The organism is Streptomyces sp. NBC_01017 (assembly GCF_045162795.1).
In the GTDB taxonomy this organism is placed as follows: Bacteria; Actinomycetota; Actinomycetes; order Streptomycetales; family Streptomycetaceae; genus Streptomyces; species Streptomyces machairae.
In genome coordinates this window covers 1574341-1595647 of sequence record NZ_CP108683.1, presented here as the reverse complement: position 1 = coordinate 1595647, position 21307 = coordinate 1574341, and the positions used below count along the sequence as shown (strand labels likewise).

The window sequence follows — 21307 nt, the reverse complement described above, 5'->3', positions numbered from 1 at the left end:
AATCCTGTCGGGAAACGCGGGCTCCGTGGCCCTGCGCGACCCCGGAGAAATCTTAGCCCTGAAACAACGGGCGGCGAACTCCGACGGTCACCTTCACCGGACGCCGCCTTCACCGGGTTCGAGTCGACCGTCATCTACCGCCGCGAGGCCCGCGACCCCGCCCGCACCGTCCCGCGCGCCACCTACATCGCCGTCGGCTTCCTCGGCCTCTTCTACGCCTTCATCGTCTGGACGGGCCTGGTGGACTGTCACAGCCACCCCGTGTGGGGACTGGACATGGCCACCGGGCTCGATCTGTCCTCCGTCCGCGACCTCGGCGGACTGCGGGCCGCACTCGCCGCGGCGGAGCGGATCGACGGCTGGGTCATCGGCTTCGGCCTGGACCACAACGTGTTCGGGGGCCGTCCCGTCGACCGGGCCCTGATCGAGGACGTGCTGGACGGGGCCCCGGCCTTCCTGCGCCTGTACGACGGGCACTCGGCCCTCGTCACCGACGCGGCGTTGCGGGCCGCCGGTGTCACGGGGCCCCGGACGTTCGCCCAACGTTCCCACCTCGCGACCGACGCCGACGGGCGCCTGACCGGGCACCTGGTCGAACACGCCGCGATGGACCTGGTCGGGGAGATCCTGCCCCGCCCCTCGCACACCGAGCGGCGCACCCGGCTCGTCGAGTTGCTCTCGGCCATGGCGGCCACCGGGCTCACCGGGGCCCACGTCATGGACCTGGGCGACCTCGACCTGGTCGACGCCGTAGCGCGGGAGACGGTCCTGCCGGTGCGGCTGCGCTTCGCCCCCTGGTGCATGCCGGGCGCGGACAAGGACGCCCTGGAGGAACTCGTCACGCTGCAGGGCCGCGGCGGGCGGCACTGGCGGGTCGGCGGGGTGAAGTTCTTCATGGACGGAACCGTCGAGGGCGGCACCGCCTGGCTGGAACACCCGGACTGCCACGGCCAGGGCACCGACGCGTTCTGGCCCGACCCGTCCGCGTACAGCGACGCCGTACGCCATCTGCACCGCGCCGGAGTGCGGACGGCGACGCACGCGATCGGCGACGCCGCCGTACGGCACGTCCTCGACACCGTCGAGTCCCTGGGGCCGGGCTCCCACCTCGCCCACCGCGTGGAGCACATCGAGTCGGTGCCCGACGACACCGTGGGCCGGTTCGCCCGCCTCGGCGTCATCGCCTCCATGCAGCCCCCGCACACCGGCTACACCCGGGCCGACCGGTCCGACGAGTGGTCGCTGCGGCTCGGCGACGAACGTGCCTCCCGGGCCTGGCGCCTGCGCGATCTGCGGGACGCGGGGGCGGTCGTCGCGCTCGGCTCGGACTGGCCCATCGCCCACTACGACGCCCGCGCCGTCCTGGCCACCGCACGGACACCCCGGGGCGCGGCCTCCGCCAGGGCGGGACTCACCGGTCTGCAGGCTCTGGAAGGCTGCACCACGCACGCGGGCCTCGCGGCCGGCGAGGCGGCCTTCGCCGGCCGCATCGCCGAAGGCTTCCGGGCCGACCTGACGGCCCTGGGCCTCGACCCGGTCGACGCACCCGCCGACGAGGTTGCCGAGGCGCCGGTCCGTCTCACCGTGACCGGCGGACAGATCGTGCACCGGGGCGCCTGAAGGGCAGCGGCACGAGGGGCCGCAGCCCGGTCAGGGCAACTCCGCCTGCGCCGGGCTGTCCTCCAGGAAACCGCCCGACTGGTGCTGCCACAGCTTCGCGTAGGCACCGTCCACAGTGAGCAGTTCGTCGTGGGTGCCCTGCTCGACGATCCGTCCACGGTCGAGGACGACGAGCCGGTCCATGGTGGCGACCGTGCTCAGCCGGTGCGCCACCACGAGCGCGGTCCGCCCCTCCATGAGCCGCCACAGCGCCTCCTGGACGAGGATCTCGCTCTCGGAGTCCAGGGCGCTGGTCGCCTCGTCGAGCAGCAGGATCGGCGCGTCGCGCAGGATCGCCCGGGCGAGGGCGACCCGCTGGCGCTGGCCGCCGGACAGCTTGATGCCGCGCTCACCCACCATGGTGTCGAAGCCGTACGGCAGGGCGTCGGCGAACTCCGTGACGTGCGCGGCCTCGGCCGCGTGGCGGATCTCGGCGTCGGTGGCGTCCGGCCGGGCGAAGGCGATGTTGTCCCGCAGCGTGCGGTGGAACATCGCCGGGTCCTGCGGGACATAGGCCATCAGGCCGCGCAGGTCCGCCTGGCGGAGCATGCTGATGTCCTGACCGCCGATCAGGATCCGGCCGCCGTCGATGTCCGTCATGCGTAACAGCAGCCGGGTCAGCGTGGTCTTGCCGCCCCCGGACCGGCCCACGAGGCCGAACTTCGCCCCGGCGGGCACGGCCAGTTCGAGGCCCTCGAACAGGGGCCGGCCACCGGCGTGGGCGAAGGTGACCTTCTCGAAGCGGACGTCGGCGGGCGCGGGCAGCAGCGGCTCCGGCAACGGCGGATCGAGCACGGTCGGCGGCGTCAGCAGCAGTTCGGTGAACTGTGCGGCCTCCGTCATCGAGCTCTCCAGCCGACGGTAGATCTGATTGAAGTCGAACATGATCCGCGTCGCGTTGTTGTAGTAGGTGAAGGCCACCACGATCGCCTCCACACCGTGCGCGCCCCCGGCCAGCGTGACCGCGAGCAGCAGCCCCAGCGCGTTGGTCAGCACCGACATCGGCGCGACCAGCGTGTCGATGCGCAGATTGCCGTAGTCCCACGCCCGCAGGGTGAGCCGGCGTGACACCGCGACCCGGGAACGGTGCTCGGCGGCCTCGCGCTCCTCGGCGCCGAACGCGCGCACCGTGTCCATGTTCATCAGGCTGTCGGCCACGTGCCCCGACACCCGGGCGATCGCCTCCTCCCGCTGGTCGACGAGGGCCTGACGGCGCCGGATGAGAGGCACCACGCACCCCGCCGTCAGCGCGATCATCGCCAGCAGCCCGACGACGAGCAGCGGTTCGTAGCGCCACAGCACCACCGCGCCGAACACCAGCGGCACGAAGCTGCCCACGATCTGGAACGTCAGCGTGTCGACGAACTGCTCGAAGCGCGAGGCAAAGCTGAGGACGCGCTTGGTGAGCGACCCGGCGAAGTTGTCGTGGAAGAACGCGGCGTCCTTCGCGAACAGCTCGTCCATCCCGGTCACATACAGATGCTCGATGCCGAGGGCGTCCAGCCGGTTCAGGCAGTGCAGCGCGACCCGCCACAGCGCCTCCGCCAGCAGCAGCACACCGACGAAGCCGAGGACGTACGGCAGCGTCGAACCGACCGTGACCTCCCCGCCGCCGGCGATGTCGCCGATGAGCTTGGCCACGATCAGCGGCGCGACGTAGTTGATGCCGATGTTTCCCAGCGCCGACAGCGCCATCGCGGGAGCCGTCAGCAGGCGAAGCCGGGCCAACTCCCGTCCGTAGTAACGAAGTGCCAGAAGTACCGAGCGCCTGCCCGGTTGAACCTTGTGCGATTCAGGAGTTCCCATTTCGCCCCGAGTGTCCCGTGGCGGCGACCGCGGAGTCCAAGCGTTTTCCGGTCGGTGAGGGGCTCGCAGGGGGCGTTCGGTGACCCGCGCCGGAGCGTGCGGGCGCACGGGAATCACGACTTTCCCGTACCACAAGTAACATGATCAACTTTGTCCTCAGGTGGACCTCGCAGTCACCGCGACACCCGCTCCGCCACCAACCCCCCTTCCGTCGTCAACTCCGAGGACCTCGATGTCGTCCCAGACCGATGCCCTGCAACAGGCACGTGCCGACTACGAACACCACATGCAGACCTGCCGGCAGTGCTACGCCGACTCGGCAGCGTGCGCAGTCGCCAAACACCTGCTGCGCCTGTACAACAACACCCGTAGAAGCGGCGCCCAGCCGGGCGCGAGAGGCCGCTGACCCGTCACCCATGGAGGACCGCGTGCGACGCCTGCCCCGCTCCCTGTCCGGCTGGACCATGGCGGTGTTCGGCGTCCTCGCCGCCGTCATGGGCGCGGTGGGGCTCGTCGCCCCGGACGCCCTGCTCACCGTCATGGGCTTCGCCCCTCAGGCGGGCTCTCGGCGCGCGGAAGGGGACCACACGCTGGTCTTCCTGACCGCCTCCTCCATGGCGGCGCTCAACATGGGCGTCTACTACGTGCTGGCCGCGCTCTCCGACTGGCAGGCGTTCTTCCGCTGGACGGTCCCCTTCCGGCTGCTGACCTGCACGGTCTTCACGCTGGCGGTGATCACCGGCCGCGCTCCCGCCGGTTTCCTGGGCGTGGGCCTGTGGGAGGGGATCGGCGCGGTGGTCACGGGCGCGGCCCTGCGCCTGGAGAGCCGGCGCGCAGCGGGCTCCGACCAGGTCGAGGTCGGGGTCAGCTGAGCACCGTCTCCCAGGTGTCGACGGCGTAGTGCACGGCCATGCCGTGCCGGGCGTACAGCGCGGGCGCCCCGGTGGGGTTGGCGGTGTCCACGCCCAGCCCCACCGTGTCCCGCCCTCGCGCCGCGAACGCGGCGAACGCGTGCCGCAGCAGCACACCGCCGAGACCGGAGCCGCGTGCCTCGCTCAGTACGCCGATGCTCCGGATCCAGCCCATCGCCTCACGGTCGTCGCGGGCGAGCAGGAAGCCGACGTCCCCCAGGTCCTCCGTACCGGCGATCCACACCAGCGACCAGTCGAGCCCCTCGGCGTCGACGTCGTGCAGCCACCGGTCGTAGCTCCGCGGCTGGAAGTCGAAGTGCTCGGCGAAGCTCGACTGGTAGAGCGCGTGGACGCGCGCACGGTCCGTCTCCTCGGCACACGCCCGCAGCCGTATGCCGGCCGGGAGTTCCGGTACGAGGTCCACGGCGGCGTCAACGGGCCGTTGCAGCACGTGATAGCGCCGTACGACGTGCCAGCCCCGGCGCTCGATCAGTTCCGTGTCGAGCGTGGGCTCGGTGTTGAGGTGCAGATGCACCACCGCCCTGGCCGCACCGTTCTCGCGGGCCTTCTCCAGGGCACGGGCCTGAAGCGCGTCCAGGATCAGTTCACCGGCCTGCTGGTGGTCGGGCAGCACGTAGTGGTCGACGTCGACGCGCTCACTGGCCGATTCGTCCCACAGCAGGCCGTACGCGACCAGCCGTTCGCCGTCGAAGGCCAGCCACGAGTCGCTTTCCAGAACGATCTCGGGCCGCTTCAGGTCGGCCTCGACGATGTGCAGGTCGGTCTCGGGCCTGCCTATCTCGATGCGGTCGACTTCGTTGAGCAGTTCGGTGATGGCGGTCGCGTCGGTGAGGCCGGCCGGCCGAAGGGCGTAGGGCATGGGCCAAGGGTCGGGGGAGGGGAGGACGGACGCAACGGATTTACGGTGACCGTCCGCCCGCCCTCCTCTCCACTTACCGGAGGCCGATCAGCAGGTCGCGGAGGCGGGCAGGTCCCCGTACTCGTTGCCCTTGAGGTAGACCGCGCTCACGTAGCCCTCGACGAGCTTGACCCACACGTTGTTGGTGTAGCCGTGGTCGCGGATGGTCTCGCCGCGCACCCAGCAGTACGCGCCGCGCGGCTGGTTCGCCGCGACACTGCCGACCTTGTCGTGCGAACGCGCGGGTCCGGAGCGGACGTTGACGGTCTCGTACGGTACGACGGCGTAGGGCGCGGCCATGATGCGGGCCCCGCCTTCGTCCGCGTCGGATGCCGCCACGGCGGTCGCGGCGGTGAGCGGTCCGAGCAGAGCCGGCGCACCGGCGCCGACGAGCGCGGCCCGGGCGAGGATACGAGCGGACATGATGTGTTCCCCCTGTTTCGACGGTCATGTGCCCGGCACTCGGCCGGTGCCCGGAACACCAGGGAGACGCGAGGATCCACGGACCCTGAGATGTCTCAGGTACCGCGGACGGTCGGGGCCGGCGGCAACCGAGAGCGCCACGTGCTCGTCTTTGGGATCATGGTCACCACAAGCATCGCCGGCACCTTGTCGGCATCCTTGCGCCAGCTGCTCGATTTCGCCTGGATACAGACACGGTCCTGCGCCTTCGCCATCGCCCTGATGTCCGGCGTGGCCGCCTCCGCCCTGCTGCCCGGCCTGCCCGTGGCCCGCTACGACCTGCTCGTCGTCTACGGGGTGCTGCTGACGCTGCTGTTCTGGCTGCGCGGCTGGGAGAACGGGCGGGACGTCGCCGTCATCGCCGTCTGCCACGTCATCGGCCTGGCCTTCGAGCTGGTGAAGGTGTCCCTCGGCTCGTGGAGCTACCCCGAGCCCGCCGTACTGAAATTCGCGGGCGTCCCGCTGTACGGAGGTTTCCTCTACGCCGCGGTCGGCAGCTATGTCTGCCGCGCCTGGCACCTGTTCGACCTGGAGCTGGTCCGGTACCGCCCGCGGGCGACGGCCGTGGTCGCCGCGGCCGTCTACGTCAACTTCTTCAGCCACCACTGGCTCCCCGACGCCCGCTGGCTCCTCGCCGCCCTGCTCCTGGCCGTCACCGCGGGCACCTCGGTCCGCTACACGGTGCACACCACCCGCCGCCGGATGCCCCTGGCGCTGTCCTTCGTCCTGATCGGCTTCTTCCTGTGGGTCGCGGAGAACCTCGCCACCTACCTGGGCGCGTGGCGCTACCCCTACCAACTCGACGGCTGGCAGCCCGTGGGAGTGGAGAAGTTCGGCGCCTGGGCCCTGCTGATCAGTGTGACGTTCGTCCTCGCGGCGGTGACCCGGTCGTGCAGGCGGCCTGCGTCAGCTTGCGAGTGAAGCGATGCATGTGGGGGTGCATCGAGTCGAGCGACCCGGTGAGCACCTGCTCGGGAGTCAGCCATCGGATCGCCGTGAACTCCTCCTCGTCGTAGGAGGTGAGGGTTCGCGCGTCCGCGGTGATGACGTACCAGAACGAGACGTCGGGCTTGCGCGTCCGGTGGACGGGCGCGCCGCCGGCGAGCCACTCACCGGCCAGGCGCAGGTGGGTCCGCTCCAGGTCGACCCAGCGTGCGACCGGAGCCGAACACGGCGGGGGCTTCGCGCCGGCCCCCGCCGCCTACCGCCGACCGCTCGTCGTCACTCGCCCTTCGGCCCCGCCTGCTGCACGACCTCGAAGGACCACAGCGTGGACCCGCTGGCCGCCGGCTTCGGGCGTTCGGCGCCTTCCGTGCCGCCGCCCTGGTGGGCCGACTTCATGGGGCCCTCCATCCACGCCTGGAAGGACTCCTCGTCGCGCCAGCGCGTGTACACGAGGTAGGTGTCGGTGCCCTCGACCGGCCGGAGAAGCTCGAACCACTCGAACCCGTCCGAGTTCTCCACAGCGTGGGCACGGGAGGCGAAGCGCTTCTCCAGCGTCTCGCGCTGCTCGGCGGGCACGGTCAGTACGTTGATCTTGACTACGCTCATGGTCCTCATCCTGCCGCACGGCCGCCGGCAGACGCGCGGCGGCTCGTGCTTCACAGGTGTGGCGCCACGCATCAGGCCGTGTGCAGGGTCAGCCCGTACCGGCCGAGTATCTCGTTCACCGGCTGGAACCAGGTCTCCCCGCCGCCGGAGCAGTTGCCCCAGCCGCCCGAAGTGACCCCTTGGGCCTGGTCACCGCTGATGAAGGAGCCTCCGGAGTCGCCGCCCTCGGCGCAGACGCTGGTCTTCGTCATCTGGTGCACCGCGCCCTGGCTGTAGTTGACCGTCTCGTTCTTGGCCAGCACGGCACCGCAGTGCCAGTGCGTCGTGGAGCCGGAGCGGCATATGGACGTGCCGACGGGCGCCTCGGCCGAGCCGCGCACGAGCTGGTCCGGGACGGTACCCCAGCCGAGGACCACCGGCACGGTCCACCAACCGCTGCCGACGCTCACCCAGGCGTAGTCGTTGTCGGGGAACGAGGAGCCCTGGAACGTTCCGATGTAGCTGCCGTCCCAGCCCCGGACGCCGGCTCCCTGCCCACCGCAGTGCCCGGCGGTGACGAAGCCGCCGTGCACCGAGAAGCCTATGGAGCAGCGGACGTTGCCGGTGTAGTAGGGGTCGCCGCCGACCGTTCCCGCCGCGAAGGTGCGCGGGGCCGCCGCGACCGTCTCCACGGTGACGGGTCCGGCCGCACGGGCGCGGGAGACGAAGCCGCGGACATCGTTGTCCGACCGCTTGTCGCGGACGACCTTCACGACGACCGTGTTGGCCACCGGATCGACGTGCCAACTGCTCACCCCGGACGGCGCCGGGAGACGGTCGATGCGTGCCTTGGCCGCGTCGAGGTCGCGCGCACTGTGCGCGACGGCGCGCACCGTCACGCCGGTGGCGCGGACCGCCCGTACGGTCGCGGGCGCGGCGTCCGCCGTGACGGCCACGGTGAGCCGCTCGCTGTCGGCGTCGAACCACGAGCCGCCGTAGGCGGACCCGGCGGCCTTGCGGGCCTTCGGCGTGACGTCCATGGCGTTGCGTTCCGCGGCCAGGCGCGCCTCGGCCCGCTCCTTCGACAGGCCGAGGTCGCGCTGCATCGCCTGCAGCAGTGCGGGAGAGGCCGGTTCGGCATCCGCCACCGTGGGGGAGTCGTCCGCCGTGGCCTGCGCGGTTCCGCCCGCGCTCCAGCTGCCGAGCACCAGGAGCGCGGCGAGGCCGGCGTACTTGAGTCTGATGCGTCTCAAGGGAGTTGCCCTTCGTCGTTCCAACAAGGTGGGGTGGAACAACCACAATCTGAGAGCGCTCTCATTCAGGGTCGGGCAGAGCTTAGCCCTGACGAAACATCAGGTCCATACCAGCGACCGGGTTCGAGTGGGGGCCGGGTGGCCCGGATGCCTCAGCCGAGGTATCCGTGCCGACCTCACGTGCGCGCCCGGCCCACGGTCGTAGTCGGCACGTTGTAGCCCTCCAGCCGTACGGCCGGCCTGCCGGAGGAGAGGGAAGCGGCCGGCCAGGACAGCGTGACGGTGCGGGACTCGCCGGGGAGCAGCCAGAGATAGTTGTCGCCGTACAGCGTGGGCAGGACCCGGTGACCGGACTCGGCGTCGAGCAGGGAGAGCCGCACCATCGCCGCGACCGTCGTGCCGCGGTTGCGTATGCGGACGGTGAGGCCGTGGCGGTCGCCCGAGCGGTCCGTGTCGGTGATCTCCACCGACACCCTCGTCCGCGCGACCTGGTTCAGGGCGCGCATGTCGCCGGCCTCGCGGTACCGCCAGTAGGTGTTCTCGGCCAGCAGCTCCCCGCGCGCGTCCACCAGGCGCAGCCGCAGCAGATGGAGGCCGGGCAGGTCGTCCGCCCGGCTCGCGGTGAACGCCGGCGCGGTCGACGAGGCGGCGACGTCCACGGTCGCGCGCTGCTCGGCGCCGAGCCGACGGCCGGAGAGGTCGTAGCGGCGCGCCGAGAGCGTCGCGCCCGGGATACGGCGGGGGGTGTGGTTGACCGCGATCACCTCCCCGCTCACCGGATCGGCCTGCACGTGCACGGCCTCGCTCGCCTTGCGGACCCCGTAGTAGGCACCGTTGACGTCGAAGTCGTAGTCGTACGTCTGCCACACCGTGCTGTACCAGGCGGGATGGGACATCCACAGCATCAGCCCGCTCGCGTCGTCCCACAGCCGGGCGTTCCACGCCTCGAACATGGCCCGGAAGTTCTCGTAGTTGACGAACTGCGCCTTGCGGCAGAAGTCGTCGAGATCCTTCGCCTCGCCGAGCCTCGCCTCGATGGCCGCCCGGTAGTTCTGCGGTGCCTGGTTTCCGCGGGTGCTCCAGTCGTGGTAGTACCAGGCGCCCTTGACGGGCCACTCCGGCTCGTCGCCCACGAGCCGGCGCATGGTCTGCGCGGTCGGCAGCACCGGCATGCCGATCTCGGTGTGGAAGCCGAAGCTGCCGCTGCCGTAGGTGGTCGCGGAGGAGTAGCGCTGCGGTTCGACCCAGCCGTACGGGCCGCCGCCGGAGACGATGCCGCCCGCGGAGTTGTTCTGGTACAGCAGATCGGGCGCCTCCGCGCGGACCGCGGCGCGCATGCCGTCGTCGACCGGGCCGGGAGGGTTGCCCTCGTTGGCGCCGCACCACACGACGATGCCGGGGTGGCTGCGGTAGCGGCGCACGGTGTCCCGCGCCAGGCTCAGGAAGGCCTCGTGGTTGGGCGGGTCCATGGCCCAGGCGTTGGGGAAGTCGTTCCAGACCAGCAGGCCGTGCTCGTCGCAACTGGCGTAGAACTCCTCGCGGTTGCTGCTCCCGAGCCAGTTCCTGATCATGGTGAAGTTCATGTCGCGGTGCATCCGCACGGCCGCGTCCATCCGCTCGGCGGGCATGCGCCGCAGCAGCTCGTCCCAGCCCCAGTTCCCGCCCCGGCAGAACACCCGGACCCCGTTGACGCTGATCTTGAGCGGCACGGTCGAGTTGTCGACGGACTTCACGTCCGTCCAGTCCTCGCCGTCGTCGGACACCTGGACGGTGTACTTCTTCGCGTACGCCTGCTCCCACAGGATGACCACGCGGTCGAACGCCACCCGCTCGCCCAGGTCGACCTGGATCGACTGCTCGTCCTCGTACGCCGAGGACCAGCGGGTGCCCGGATCGCCGTCCACGGCATTGGCGGCCGCGCTCCCGGCGCCCTCCTCCGAGGACGCGGTGGCCGCCTTGCGCAGCGCCAGGTCGGTGCCGGGTGAGGAACTGTTCACGACCGACAGGCTCCACATCGACGCGCCCCAGCTCGTCGCCCGGCTGTGGCACAGCACCCGGACGTGGCGCGCGGTCCGCGCCTCGAACTCCACGTTCTGAAGGGCCGCCGCGCCCGTAGTGCGGAAGGGGAGCGGAGCAGCGGTGTTGTCGACGGACGAGGCCTCCCGCCAGTCCTCGCCGTTGTCGGACACCTGGACGGTGTACGTCTTCGCGTACGCCTGCTCCCAGGTGACGACGACGCGGTCGAAGGACACGGCGGCGCCCAGGTCCACCTCGATCCACTGCTCGTCCTCGAACTCCGACGACCAGCGCGTCTTCGGATCGCCGTCCGTCACGTTGCCGGGCCGGTTGGCGGGGTCGTCCACGGACGACGACGTGGCCGGCCTGTGCAGGGCCAGGTCGCTGCCGGGCGACGCGCTGTCCACGACCGACAGGTTCCACATCGACGAGCCCCACTCGGTGGCCCGGGTGTGGCACAGGATCCGCACGTGACGGGCCTTCTGCCGGGCGAAGTCGACGGTCTGTGCGTAGGCGTCGCCGCCGGACTGGAAGGTGAGCGGGACGTCGTACTCGTAGCCGAACTGGCGGATGCCGAACCGGGTCGTGCGCCGGTCGCTGACCTCGCCCGCGACCGAGGCGGTCAGAGTCAGGCGGTGCAGGGCGGGCTCCCCGTACCCGTTGGGCCACCACAACTTCGGCTTGCGGATGCGTAGTTGCGGGTGATCGGCCGGGGTGAAGGTGACGTCGGCCGTCCCGCCCGCGGGAACCGTGACCGTCCGGGTCAGCCGTACGTCGTCGAAGGCGGCGGAGACGGTGACGCTCCGGGCGACGGAGTCCGCGTTGCGCACCGGGACCACCACGGTCAGCTCTGCCGTGCCGGTGTCGGGGAGATCGGGCAGCCGGGTGTCCACGCGCGGGTCGCCTATGACGGCCGCGCCGGTCGAGCGGAGCCGGACGTGGTTCCAGATCCCGGCGGCCCGGTCGCGCACCGCCGGCATCCAGTCCCAGCCCGAAGCGGCCAGATACGTCGGCGAGTTGCGGTTCATCATGTTCGCCCCGGCATCCACGAACGCCAGTCCGGCCGGACCTTTGTCGCCGGGGCTGCCCGGGTACGGCATGGGCTTGATGCGCACGGCCAGGGCGTGATCACCGGCGCCGGTCAGGGACTTCGTCACGTCGAATGCGGCGCGCGCGAAGGGGAAGGTGACGGTGCCGAGCCGGCTGCCGTCGAGCCAGACCTCGGCCTCGTGGTTGATGCCGTCGAACTCCAGCCAGACGCGGCGCCCGGTGCCGGTGCGCAGTCCCTCGGGCAGGCGGAACTCACGTCTGTACCACCAGGCGTGCCGGGAGAGGGCCTCCGGCACGTGCAGGTTGTTGAGCCCGGCGACCGGGTCGGGCAGGTGTCCCTGGTCCACCAGGGAGGACAGCACGGTGCCGGGCACCGTGGCCGGCAGCCAGCGGCTGGTGTCCACCGACGGCTCGGACAGGTCGGTGCCCTCCCCGCCGGCCCAGTCGTCCATCGTCAGGTCCCAGCCGGACTCCAGCGGCACGGTGCCGTCCGCGGCGACCTTCAGCGCCGGAGGCGTGCGGTGCCGGACGCCCCAGTCCGTCCAGCCGGTGGCGTCCGGGCGGCGTTCGCCGCACGTGCCGTACACCTGGAGGCCGTTGAGGCCCAGGGGGTTGGCGTTGGAGCGCTTGTGGACGGTCATGCGCACCCAGCGCGCACTGACGGGCCGGGGCAGCGCGATCTCCACGACGCCGCCACGGCCGGAGTCGGTGCGGTACACGGACGTCCACGCCTGCCGGTCGCGCGAGGTCTCGATCACGAAGCCGACCGAGCAACTGGACAGGATCTCCTGCCCCGTGGTGTTGTCCCGCGGGTTGCCCCCCGGCGCGTCGACGTACGGCGGATCGTCCACGGTCGCCTCGAAGGTGAGCCGCAGCGACTCCACCTCGCACAGCGCCTGGAGGTCGACGCAGATCCACTGCGGGTCACCGCCTGCGGCACGCCAGCCCGTCCCCCGCACTCCCACGCCGTCGAGGCCGTCCACCGCGAACTCGGCGGGCGTGGGGGCGTAGTCGGTGGAGGAGACCGACACCGGTCGGTACGCGGCGAGTTCACCTCGGGCGGGAGCCAGGCGCGGGTGGCCGGTTCCGGCCGCGGCGGCGCCGGGGGGCAGGCTCATGCCGATCCCGAAGCCCGCGAGAAGGGTGGACCCGGCGGTGAGTACGGCACGGCGGGACGGCACAGAAGGCTGATCCGGCATGGGACAAGGGCTCCGATCAGGGATGTCCGGTGAGGGAGGCGACCTGGAAGCATGGGCGTGACAACGTTGTCGAGCGGCGTCTGACAACGTTGCCAAACCCTGCACCGTGGGCGTGAGCCCGTCAAGGCTTCGGACGCGGCCGGATCCGTGTTTCTTTAAATTAGTAATTAATATTGACAGGGTTCCGGCCGCGCGCCACAGTCATCGCCGTGACGCCGACGGCCCGGCCCCCTGCGCGGCCCGCGTCACACCTCCTCCTGCTTCCCAACCTCCGGGAGAGGCACGTGACTTCACTCGCCCTCGCGACCGCGATCTCCGTGGTCCTGACCGCGTCCGCGACCCCCGACGCCACCGCGCACACCACCGTGGACCAGGGCGCGCCCGCCTACTACGACAGCGGACTCGCCCCCACGCCGTACATGGGCTGGAACACCTACTACGGGCTCGGCGCACCGACCGAGAAGGAGGTCAGAGCCGTCGCCGACAAGCTCGTCAGCAGCGGGCTGCGCGACAGCGGCTACGACATCGTGTGGCTGGACGGCGGCTGGCAGGCCGACAACCCCCGGGACGCGCAGGGGCGGTTGACGGCGCACCCCGACCGCTTCCCGTCCGGCATCCCGGCCCTGGTCTCCTACCTCCACCGGCGCGGACTGAAAGCCGGCATCTACACCGACGCCGGCACCTACGACGGCGGCAGGACCTGCGGGCTCGGCAGCCGCGGCCACTACGACCAGGACGCACGGCAGTTCGCCGACTGGAAGGTCGACGCGATCAAGGTCGACTTCCTGTGCGGAATCGGCGCGAAGCTCGATCCCGGGCCCGCGTTCAAGGAGTTCGGCGACGCCGTCGCCAAGTCCGGCCGCAGGATGCTGCTCAACCTCTGCAACCCGCTCACCGACGACTGGGGCCTGCCGCACACACCCGAGCAGGACGCGCACAACACCTACGCCTACGCCCCGACCATTGCGGACTCCTGGCGCACCGGAACGGACATCGCGTGGGGTACCCCGAGCCCCGGTCAGTGGCCCAACGTGCTGCGCAACATGGACGCCAACGCCTGGCACCCCGAGGCTCAGGGGCCGGGCCACTACAACGACCCCGACTACCTCATCCCGATGCGGCGCATGACCGACGGGTCGTACGAGCTGACGCAGGAGGAGTCCACCACCCAGTTCGTGATGTGGGCCGAGATGGCCTCGCCGCTCGTCCTCGGCTCCGACCCGCGCACCCTGTCCGAGTCGATGATCAAGACACTGCGCAACCCCGAGATCATCGCCGTCGACCAGGACCCGCTCGCCGTCCAGGGCGTCCGTGTCGCCTCCGACTCCGTGGGCGACGTCTACAGCAAGGTGCTCTCGGGACAGGGCCGCCGCGCGGTCGTCCTCCTCAACCGCTCCGACCAACCGGTCGAGCGCACCGTGAACTTCGCCGACGCGACGCTGGGCGGTGCGGTCAAGGTGCGCGACCTGCGGGCACGCACCGATCGCGGCACGCACACCGGGTCGTACACCGTCGAGGTCCCCGCCCACGGCACCGCGTTCCTGAAGCTGACCGGCGCGGACGCCCTGCCCGGCACCAGCCTGGGTGAGAAGGCCACCGCGAGCCCGGCCGTGGTGCGCGCCGGCGACACCCTCAGCACCTTCTTCCGCGGACCCCGCGGGAACCTCGTGCAGCACTCGGCGTCGACGAACGGCGGCGGAACGCCGCGTACGAGGGACCTCGCAGGCCCGGCCAGGGGTGGAATCCTCGGCCAGCCCGCCGCCTACGCGTCCGCCGGCGGCCGTATCGACGTCTTCGTGCGCGGCGCCGACTCCCGTGTGTACCGGCGGGTGTTCGCCGACGGCCGCTGGGGTGGCTGGCAGAGCCTGGGCGGGCAGGTCACCGACGCGCCGTCGGTGGCGTTCACCGACCCCACGCACTGGACCCTCGTCGCGCGCGGTGCGGACGGGCGGATCGTGCAGCGCGGGCCGTCTTCCGGCTGGTCGTCGCTGGGTGCGCCGGGTGACCGGCCGACGTACGGCAGGCCGTCCGCCGCCGTCGACGCGCAGGGGCGGGTCCATGTCGTCGTGCGGACCTCGGCGGACGACGTGTGGACGCGGACGCGGGACGCCTCGGGGGAGTGGTCGCAGTGGACCTCGCTCGGCGGGACCGTGAGCGGCAGTCCGACCCTCGTCGCAGTGGGAGACACCGTGGTGCTCTACGCGCGGGCCGGTGACTACACGCTCTGGCAGCGGCGCTACGACGGTGCGGCCTGGCAGGGCTGGTCGAAGCGGGAGGAGTTCCCCAGTGCCGCCTTCGAGGGCTCGCTCGGGGCGGTCGCGGGGGAGGGCGGCGCGGTCGACGCCGTGTTCCGCGGGGTCGACGGGTACGTCCACCGGACCCAGTTCAAATAAATTAGTAATTAATCTTGACGTGGTGGAAGCGCCACGCGAACCTGGATCCGCCGCGCGGACCCACAGGGAGCCCTCCATGACCAACCCTCAGCCCAGCCGACGGCGCTTCCTCGCCGGACTCGGCGCCGCCGGGACGGCCTCGCTGCTCAGCGGCTGTGTCACGTCCACCTCCTCCTCGAAGTCCTCGTCCACGGGCGCGGTCACCCTCCAGTCCAACCTGTCCGCGCCGCAGGCCAAGGCGGCGATGGAGGACATCGTCGCCGCCTACGGCAAGAAGGACGCCGGAGGCGTCAGCCTCAACACGGTCGCCGCGGAGACGTTCCGCACCCAGCTGCCGACGTACCTGACCTCCGCCAACCCGCCGGACGTGTACACCTGGTACCCGGGCTCGGTGGCGGACGCCTACGCGAAGAAGGACCTGCTGCTCGACCTGGGCGAGCTCTGGGACTCACCTGACCTGGGGCGCTACTCCAAGGCACTGAACTCACTGTGCACCGCCGGCTCGGGCAAGAAGGTCTTCGTGCCCACCACCTACTACTGGTGGGGCATGTTCTACCGGAAGTCCAACTTCGCCAAGTGGGGCGTGAGCGAGCCGAAGACCTGGGACGACTTCCTCGACCTGTGCGACAAGCTCAAGAGCAAGGGCGTCGCCCCGATCGGGCTGGGCGCCGGCGGCAACACCGCCTGGGTGGCCTCCGCCTGGTTCGACTACCTCGACATCCGCATCAACGGCGCCGAATACCACCGCCAACTGCTCGCCGGACAGCACCGGTTCGACGACCCCGAGGTCCGCAAGGTCTTCGACCGCTGGCAGGAAGTGCTGCCGTACTTCGACCCGAACGGCACGGCCGGCGCCTTCCAGGACGCCACGACCGCGCTGCTGAACGGCCGCAGCGGGATGATGCTGATCGGCACCTTCTTCGCCGACGCGGCCCCCAAGGACGCCCTCGACGACATCGACTTCTTCCGCTTCCCGGTCATCGACGCGAAGGTCCCGCTCGCCGAAGAGGCCCCCACCGACGGCTACTTCGCCAGCGCCCGCACCGGACGCCGCGACGGAGTGCTCGACCTGCTGGGCTACCTCGCCACCGCCGAGGCGCAGGAGATCTACATCAAGGGATCGTCCGGCACCGCCCTGCCCTGCCACCCCGACGCCGCCGACGCCGGCACCGCGCTGGTGAAGAAGGGCCGTAAGCACATCGAGGAGGCGGCCGAGATCACCCAGTACTTCAACCGCGACTCCAGCGACGCCCTCCAGCCCACCGCCGACACCGCGCTGACCAAGTTCCTCGCCAAGCCCAAGGAGATCGGGAGCATCCTCACCGACTGGCAGCGCGACGCCGAGAAGATCTGGAACGCCTGACATGGCCGTCCTGACCGCCCCCCACCGCAAGCTCCCGGTCCCGGCGCCGTCCCGTGGCGGCCGGGGCCGGGGACCCCGGCGCACACCCCCGCTGGTGGTCGCCTTCGTACTCGTCCCGCTGCTCGCCGAGGCCGTGTGGGTGTTCTGGCCCGCGTTGCAGGGCTTCTATCTCGCCCTGACCAGCTGGGACGGCGTGTCGGCACCGAAGTTCGTCGGTCTGGACAACTTCCGGGAGATGGCGGGGGACGACATCTTCCGCGGCGCGGTCGGGCACACCGTCCTGTGGCTGGTGCTGTTCGGCGGCCTCTCCGCCCTGCTGGGCCTGGCCGCCGCCCTGCTGCTCCAGCAGGAGCGGCGCGGCATCGGCTTCTACCGCGCCGCCCTCTTCCTGCCCGTCGTGTTCTCGCTGGTCGCCACCGCCCTGGTCTGGCAGGCCATCTACCAGCCCGACGGTGTCCTCAACCAACTCCTCGGGTCGGTGGGCCTCGGCAGCCTGCGGCACGCCTGGCTCGCCGACCAGGACACCGCCCTGTACGCGGTCATCGTGCCCGCGCTGTGGCGGCAGATCGGCTACGTGATGGTCCTCTACCTCGCCGGCCTCAAGGGCATCGACCCGGCACTGTACGAGGCCGCCAAGGTCGACGGCGCGAGTGCCTGGCAGCGCTTCCGGCATGTCACGCTGCCCCAACTGCGCAGCGTCAACGCGGTCGTTCTGTCCGTCATCGTCATCGACTCCCTGCGCTCCTTCGACGTCGTGTGGTCGCTGACCCGCGGCGGCCCCTACCACTCGTCCGAACTGCTGAGCACCTACATGTACTCGACCGCCTTCCAGTCCCTGCGCCTCGGATACGGCTCCGCCCTGGCCGTCGTCATCTTCCTGCTGGCGTTCGGCGTCATCGCCTCCTACCTCGTGCGCGCCTTCCGGGAGGCCGACTGATGGCGACCACCCGTACCGACGCCACCCGTACCCCGGCCACGCGCACCTCCGCCGGATCCGCGGCGCTGCGCCGCCGCCGTACCGCCACCGCGGGATTCCACCTCGGCGCCGGTGCGCTCGCGGTGTTGTGGCTGCTGCCCATCGCCCTGGTCCTGGTGACCAGCCTGCGCTCCTTCGACGACATCGCCGCGCACGGCCTGGGCAGTTGGCCCCGCTCCTTCACCCTGGACAACTTCCGGCTGGCCTGGGTCGACGGCGGCCAGCAGCGCGCGCTGATCAACAGCCTGCTCGTCACCGTCCCGTGCGTCCTGGTGACCCTGGCCCTGGCGGCCATGGCCGCGTTCGCCCTCAGCCGCTACGAACTGCCCCTGCGCCGCTCCCTGTTGCTGCTCATGCTCGGCGGCAACCTGCTCCCGCCGCAGATCCTGCTCATCCCGGTGTCCAAGCTGAGCGAGCTGATGGGCGTCCACGACACCCTGACCGCGCTCATCGGCGTGCAGATCGGCTTCGGTGTCGGGTTCTACGTCTTCGTCCTGCACGGCTTCATGCGGGCCCTGCCTGCCGAGATCCAGCAGGCCGCGGTCGTCGACGGCGCCGGACCCTGGCAGATCTTCTGGCGGATCATCCTGCCGCTGACCCGGCCCGCCCTCGCCGCGCTGAGCGCCCTGTCGTTCACGTGGATCTTCAACGACCTGCTGTGGGCGATCACCGTGCTGCGCAGCGACACCAAGATGCCGATCACCGCCGCCCTCATCGGACTCCAGGGCCAGTACGTGTCGATGTGGAACGTGATCGCCGCCGGGTCCGTCATCGCCGCCGCGCCCACCGTCGCCGTGTTCCTGCGGTTCCAGCGGCACTTCGTGGCCGGCCTCAACCTGGGAGCGGTGAAGTGACCTCGCACCGGCGCTGGACCCTGCGCACCGAGCACACCAGCTACACCGTCCGCCTCTCTCCGCAGGGCCCGTGGGCCGAACTCGACGCCTGGGGACCGCTCGGCGTCGAGCACGGCCCCTCCGCCCTCGACCGGTCCAGGCGTACCCACTTCATCACGCCCGCCGACGCGGCCCCCGCCGAGTATCTGCCGCACGGACTAAGGCCGTTCACCGGCGCCGACCTCATCGCGGCGCGCCCGGGCGAGGAGCGGGGCGTGTGGTGGGACTTCGAGGGAGCGGAAGAAGGGGAGGGGACGCTGCGGCTCGCCTTCACCGACGAGACGCTCGGCCTGCGTACGGTCCTCTGCTACGAGACCGTGCCGGGCACGGACGTGATCCTCCGCTGGACCGAGCACACCGGCACGGAGGAACTGCGACTGGAGCGGTTCGACTCCGGCGCAGTGAACATCCCGGTGGCCGACGCCGCCCGGCTCACCTACCTCACGGGCCAGTGGTCGCAGGAGTTCCAGCGCACCCAACTCGACCTGCCCCGGGGGACGTTCACGATGGGCAGCCTCCAGGGCGCCCCCGGACACGCGTACGCGCCCTGGCTCGCCGTGCAGGACGGGGACGCGCAGGCCATGTACGGCATCGCGCTCGAATGGCCGGGCAACTGGCACATCACCGCCGAGGCCGAACCGGGCGGTTCGGTGCGCGTGCGCGCCGGGCGGGTCCCGCACGAAGGCGCGGTCCTCCTCGCGCCCGGAGACACCCTCGTCACTCCCCGCCTCGCCTGCGCCTTCAGCCCCGACGGACTCGACGGGCTGTCCCGCGTCTGGCACCGCTACGAACGCCATCTCGCCGGGGACCGGCTGCACCGCCCCCGCAAGGTCCTCTACAACTCCTGGGAGGCCACCGGCTTCGACGTCGACGCCGCCGGACAGCTGGAACTGGCCAAGGCGGCAGCGGACATCGGGGCCGAACTGTTCGTCGTCGACGACGGGTGGTTCACCGGCCGCGGCGACGACACCGGTGGGCTCGGCGACTGGTATCCCGACCCGGCCGCCTTCCCGCAGGGCTTCGACCGGTTCGTCGACGAGGTACGCGGCCTGGGCCTCGACTTCGGGCTGTGGGTCGAGCCCGAGGCGGTCAGCCCCGGCAGCCGCCTCCACACCGAACACCCCGACTGGGTCTACCGCGTCGACGGCCGGCCCGCCCGACTGATCCGCAATCAGCTCCTGCTCGACCTCGGCCGCACCGACGTCCAGGACTTCGTGATCGGCACCCTGGACCGGCTCCTCGGCACATCCGACATCAGCTATCTGAAGTGGGACATGAACCGCCCGCCCACCGAGCGCGGCCGCCCCGGCGCCGGGCCCGCCGACCGCCTCGACCTGGACGCCGAGCACGTCGACGGCTACCTGCGCGTCCTCGACCACCTGCGCTCCGCCCACCCCCACGTCACCGTCGAGGGCTGCGCGGGCGGCGGCGCCCGCGTCGAGCACGCCGCACTGGCCCGCACCGACGTCGTCTGGCCCAGTGACAACACCGCCCCGCTGGACCGGCTGTCCATCCAGTACGGCTTCCTGCACGCCCACGCCCCGCACGTCATGAGCTCCTGGGTCACCGACGCGCCCGGCGTCTTCGACCCGCGCCCGCGCAGCCTCGCCTTCCGCTTCGTGAACGCCATGTGCGGGGTACTGGGCATCGGGGCCGACCTGCGCGCATGGACGCCGGAGCAGCGGACCGAGGCCGCGCTGTGGGTCGCCCGCTACAAGGAACTGCGCGAGGTCATACACCACGGAGAAGCCCGGCTGCTCGGCTCGCCGGCCGACGCCACCTGCGGGGTGCAGTACGACGCGGGGCACCGCACGGTCGTCGCCGCGCTCGGCACCGGACGGCTCGACGGTTCGCCCCTCGTGCCCGGCCGCCCCGACCGGCTCCGGCTGCGGGCACTGGAGCCGACGGCACGCTACCGGGACACCGCCACCGGGACGACGTACAGCGGCGCCCATCTGCTGCACTACGGGCTGCCGTTCGCCTGGAGTGCCGATCATGATGCGGACCTGGTGGTACTGACACGTCAGTGAGCCGCATATGTTTCCCGCACGGCCTGTCCCCGCTCACGGAGCATGCGCAACACGCTCACGAAGGAGTCGATCACGATGGACCGCTTCACCGGCCGCACGGCCGTGGTCACCGGTGCGGCCTCCGGAATCGGCGCCGCCACCGCCGTGCGCCTCGCGGCTGAGGGAGCCGCCGTAGTCCTCGCCGACGTGTCGCCGGACCGCGGTGCGGCGGTCGCCGAACGCATCACGAAGGACGGCGGCCGGGCCCGGTTCGTGCGGGCAGACGTGGCGGCGGAGGACGACTGGCAGCGGATCGTGGCCGCCGCCCACGACTTCGGACCCGTGGACGTCCTCGTCGGCAACGCCTACACCGTCGACGTCGTCCCGGCCCACGAGATGACCCTGGAGTCGTGGCAGCGGCAGCTCTCCGTCAACCTCACCGCGAGCTTCCTCGGCTTCCGGGCGCTGCTGCCCGATCTGCGGGCCCGGCGCGGAGCGACCGTGCTGACCTCGTCCGTCCACGCCCGCGTGGGCATCCCCGGCCACCCCGCCTACGCCGCGTCCAAGGGCGCGCTGCTGTCCCTGTGCGGTCAGCTCGCCGTCGAGTACGGGCCCGAGGTCCGCGTCAACGCCGTCCTGCCGGGCCCCATCCTCACCGCCGCCTGGGACCGCGTGCCGCCCGAGGACCGCGAGCGCAGCGCCGCCGAGACGGCCGCCCGACGCTTCGGCACCCCCGAGGAGGTGGCCGCGGCCATCGCCTTCCTGAGCGCCGACGAAGCCGCCTACATCACCGGCACGAGCCTCGTCGTGGACGGCGGCTGGAGCGTCCTGAAGGCATCCGCATGACCACCGCCGTCCCCACTCCCCA

General features: G+C 71.3%; 16 protein-coding genes. 10 read left to right on the top strand and 6 right to left on the bottom strand.

The genetic code is table 11. The features are described from left to right. Positions 1-132: 132 nt before the first annotated feature. Entirely contained in the window at positions 133-1620 is a 1488-nt protein-coding gene (locus OG331_RS07650) for an amidohydrolase family protein (protein WP_406209824.1), read from the top strand. 30 nt (positions 1621-1650) lie between these two features. Here OG331_RS07650 and OG331_RS07645 read toward each other — a convergent pair whose 3' ends face one another. Then, a complete protein-coding gene (locus OG331_RS07645; protein ID WP_406193180.1) occupies positions 1651-3465 on the bottom strand; it encodes an ABC transporter ATP-binding protein in 1815 nt (604 codons plus the stop codon). A 232-nt stretch (positions 3466-3697) separates the two neighbouring features. On the opposite strand from OG331_RS07645, the gene OG331_RS07640 reads away from it, so the two are divergent. Beyond that, positions 3698-3871, top strand: coding sequence for a hypothetical protein (locus tag OG331_RS07640; RefSeq protein ID WP_328877322.1), 174 nt, complete (start codon positions 3698-3700; stop codon positions 3869-3871). A 58-nt stretch (positions 3872-3929) separates the two neighbouring features. Further along, the gene (locus OG331_RS07635; protein WP_406209821.1) at positions 3930-4337 is read left to right on the top strand and encodes a hypothetical protein; all 408 of its coding nucleotides are present in this window, start codon (positions 3930-3932) and stop codon (positions 4335-4337) included. Here OG331_RS07635 and OG331_RS07630 read toward each other — a convergent pair. Then, positions 4330-5256, bottom strand: coding sequence for a GNAT family N-acetyltransferase (locus OG331_RS07630; protein ID WP_406193177.1), 927 nt, complete (start codon positions 5254-5256; stop codon positions 4330-4332). The genes OG331_RS07635 and OG331_RS07630 overlap by 8 nt on opposite strands. An 87-nt stretch (positions 5257-5343) precedes the next feature. After that, positions 5344-5718, bottom strand: a complete 375-nt coding sequence (locus OG331_RS07625) for an SH3 domain-containing protein (protein WP_406193174.1) — start codon at positions 5716-5718, stop codon at positions 5344-5346. Positions 5719-5877: 159 nt separating this feature from the next. Between OG331_RS07625 and OG331_RS07620 the strand changes: the two genes are divergently transcribed. Continuing rightward, positions 5878-6678 carry a DUF817 domain-containing protein gene (locus tag OG331_RS07620; RefSeq protein WP_406193170.1) on the top strand — a complete coding sequence of 267 codons (801 nt, stop codon included), beginning with the start codon at positions 5878-5880 and terminating at the stop codon, positions 6676-6678. 300 nt (positions 6679-6978) lie between these two features. On the opposite strand, the gene OG331_RS07615 is transcribed toward OG331_RS07620, so the two are convergent. The 3 genes from OG331_RS07615 to OG331_RS07605 form a co-directional block, all read right to left on the bottom strand. Then, positions 6979-7308, bottom strand: a complete 330-nt coding sequence (locus tag OG331_RS07615) for an antibiotic biosynthesis monooxygenase (protein ID WP_328877317.1) — start codon at positions 7306-7308, stop codon at positions 6979-6981. Between the two features lie 71 nt (positions 7309-7379). Beyond that, entirely contained in the window at positions 7380-8540 is a 1161-nt protein-coding gene (locus tag OG331_RS07610; RefSeq protein ID WP_406193167.1) for an alpha-lytic protease prodomain-containing protein, read from the bottom strand. 176 nt (positions 8541-8716) lie between these two features. Continuing rightward, positions 8717-12805, bottom strand: coding sequence for a discoidin domain-containing protein (locus OG331_RS07605; protein WP_406193164.1), 4089 nt, complete (start codon positions 12803-12805; stop codon positions 8717-8719). Positions 12806-13089: 284 nt separating this feature from the next. Between OG331_RS07605 and OG331_RS07600 the strand changes: the two genes are divergently transcribed. The 6 genes from OG331_RS07600 (at position 13090) to OG331_RS07575 (ending at position 21285) form a co-directional block, all read left to right on the top strand. Continuing rightward, positions 13090-15198, top strand: a complete 2109-nt coding sequence (locus OG331_RS07600; protein ID WP_406193161.1) for a glycoside hydrolase family 27 protein — start codon at positions 13090-13092, stop codon at positions 15196-15198. 76 nt (positions 15199-15274) lie between these two features. Further along, positions 15275-16561, top strand: coding sequence for an ABC transporter substrate-binding protein (locus tag OG331_RS07595; RefSeq protein ID WP_406193158.1), 1287 nt, complete (start codon positions 15275-15277; stop codon positions 16559-16561). 1 nt (position 16562) lies between these two features. Continuing rightward, the gene (locus OG331_RS07590) at positions 16563-17498 is read left to right on the top strand and encodes a carbohydrate ABC transporter permease (RefSeq protein ID WP_406193155.1); all 936 of its coding nucleotides are present in this window, start codon (positions 16563-16565) and stop codon (positions 17496-17498) included. Further along, on the top strand, positions 17498-18391 hold the full coding sequence (locus OG331_RS07585; protein WP_406193152.1) for a carbohydrate ABC transporter permease: 894 nt from the start codon (positions 17498-17500) through the stop codon (positions 18389-18391). The genes OG331_RS07590 and OG331_RS07585 overlap by 1 nt, the downstream gene beginning before the upstream one ends. After that, the gene (locus OG331_RS07580; RefSeq protein ID WP_406193149.1) at positions 18388-20460 is read left to right on the top strand and encodes an alpha-galactosidase; all 2073 of its coding nucleotides are present in this window, start codon (positions 18388-18390) and stop codon (positions 20458-20460) included. The genes OG331_RS07585 and OG331_RS07580 overlap by 4 nt, the downstream gene beginning before the upstream one ends. Positions 20461-20502: 42 nt before the next feature. Further along, positions 20503-21285, top strand: coding sequence for an SDR family NAD(P)-dependent oxidoreductase (locus OG331_RS07575; RefSeq protein ID WP_406193146.1), 783 nt, complete (start codon positions 20503-20505; stop codon positions 21283-21285). Positions 21286-21307 lie beyond the last annotated feature (22 nt).